General features: G+C 44.1%; 2 protein-coding genes. Both read right to left on the bottom strand.

Annotated elements, in window-relative coordinates:
- Nucleotides 1-1,126 precede the first annotated feature (1,126 nt).
- Nucleotides 1,127-1,405: a helix-turn-helix domain-containing protein gene (locus tag ABZ924_RS38580; protein ID WP_361920411.1), complete on the bottom strand. Its 279-nt coding sequence runs from the start codon at nucleotides 1,403-1,405 to the stop codon at nucleotides 1,127-1,129.
- Nucleotides 1,405-1,815: a hypothetical protein gene (locus ABZ924_RS38575; RefSeq protein WP_361920409.1), complete on the bottom strand. Its 411-nt coding sequence runs from the start codon at nucleotides 1,813-1,815 to the stop codon at nucleotides 1,405-1,407. Before ABZ924_RS38575 ends, ABZ924_RS38580 begins: the two co-directional genes overlap by 1 nt.
- Between the last annotated feature and the right edge of the window lie 169 nt (nucleotides 1,816-1,984).

The raw sequence follows: 1,984 nt of genomic DNA, 5'->3' as shown, positions 1-1,984 counted from the left end.
GGTTGCTCGAAAATCTACGCAATCAATCTTAAATCAGTTTACATATCACAGGTTATCGGAAGCGAGAAAAAAAGAAAGCAATTGCTGAATATCGGCATTCGCTTTCTTTTTTTCGTTTTCGTTTATTTGGCAAGATAGCTAAATGAATCCGTGTGCTTCTTTTCGTTTTTATTGATTGATTTTATACATCCGAAGGCGACAATTTTTTTCCCAATCACCACCCCGATTTGGGGTGGTGTATAACTGGGCACTCCGGAATTTTGGCTGCTGTCGATCACCTCGGAAATGCCTTTCTTTTTTTAGAATGGATTCGTCCGTTTCAAAAAAGAAAATCAGAACAACAAGATTCAATGCGAGTGCCCATTTATACGCAGTGATTTTTTTTCAAAAAATAACGACGTCCGCTGGGTTTCCTGCAGGGGCTTAACTTAAACCGAAAAATTCACGAACCCAGCAAAAAACAGAGAAAGAGCATAAGGAAAACGTGCTTGCAATTGCATTGCCAGACCTGGCAGAGCCAGGGGTTTATTTGCTTGCACCCAAAATTGATTTTGGTACACTTTTGTACCAACTTTTCAAAGCCGATCCATGTGCTTTATCTTTTTTCTTGCTACTGTTTTGAGGCTTGAAACTTTGTTCTGGAATTAAAAAATTCTAGAAAAACATCCGTTATTATGTTCGATTCTTCAATTTCTCGTGGCACAGACTTGTGCCAACCCGGAAAAAAAGTGGCACAAGCTTGTGCCAAAAACGAAATCTCGTGTACCCATCCAAACACTAGGCTCTGCCTAGTTCCACATTGAAAATGGGGGCATGTTTCTCTTATGCTCTTTTCTTTCTTTTTTCATGATACGTGATTTTTGTGCTTGTCCAGTAGCCCCTGCGGGAAACCCAAAACGACGCGATTCTTTTGAAAAAAAGAGGTGCGTATAAATGGGCACTCGGCTTCGACTTTGTGATGTTGCTTTCCCCAATTGCTCCGTTTTTTTTCAAAAAAAATCACTGCAGGTAACTGGGCACGCTCGCTGAACCTTTTGTTTTTGCTTGTTCAAGGAACTCCAGGTGTTAGCACCAGTAATCGGTATTGATCCAAGCAACCTTTTTCAGAATGCAATTGCCTGGACCACTAAATATCCAGTTTCAATGCCGCTATGGCTTCCTTCACTTTTTGCGGATAGACGCCGAACTGCTTGGCCACTTCGGTAATGGAACGACCTGCCTCATTCAAGCGTTCTTGTTCTGCCTTCAATCGATCGACATCCTCCCGGACAAAGCGAGTAGATCCGGACAGTTTATGCGGATCGTCTACTTTCCGGATCCACCCCTTGTTCGCGTAGCCATAGACGGTCGGTATACTGCAGCCAAGTTCATGTGCCACTTCCGCGGCATTGTAGGACGGCTGCATCACCCATTCACCCCGTACTTCCGGATGATCAACGCCTGCAGGAACGTATGGAACAAGTCGTGATTCAGTGAGCCGACCAAGTCGGAAAGCGACGTTTTGTAGTCCTGACCGAATAAATCCGCTGCGGCCCGGGCAATTTTGGCATAGCCGCTGCTGAAATCGACTTCATCGAATAGGTCGAACGAACGGAACCCGTCGCTGCTAAAATAAGGACCCATTTTTTCATATAATTCATCATCGCTGGTCAGGATGAACAGGACTGCCTGGTACTCGGGACTGGTTTGTTGGGAACTGGTTAAATCATTCAGCTGTTGGAAGAACAACGACCGGTGAGAGACGGACAAGAATTGTGGGGACAATACCGGTTTTTCCGGTCGATTGCCGCCGCGATTGGAATGTGAATGGGACATGGGTTTTCCTCGTTTCTAACAGTTTATTTTTGAGTTTCTTCTATATATAATGCGTTTCTTTCGTACCCATTTATTGAGCTGCATTCTGTTCATGATTTCATGTGGACACTATTAATCAACAACCGTGCGGAAGCTCCACTAATGCGACTTCGTCAAACTCAATCCCCAA

It is taken from the genome of Streptomyces sp. NPDC046876 (assembly GCF_040645035.1).
GTDB lineage: Bacteria > Actinomycetota > Actinomycetes > Streptomycetales > Streptomycetaceae > Streptomyces.
This window is presented reverse-complemented; position numbering and strand designations above follow the sequence as displayed.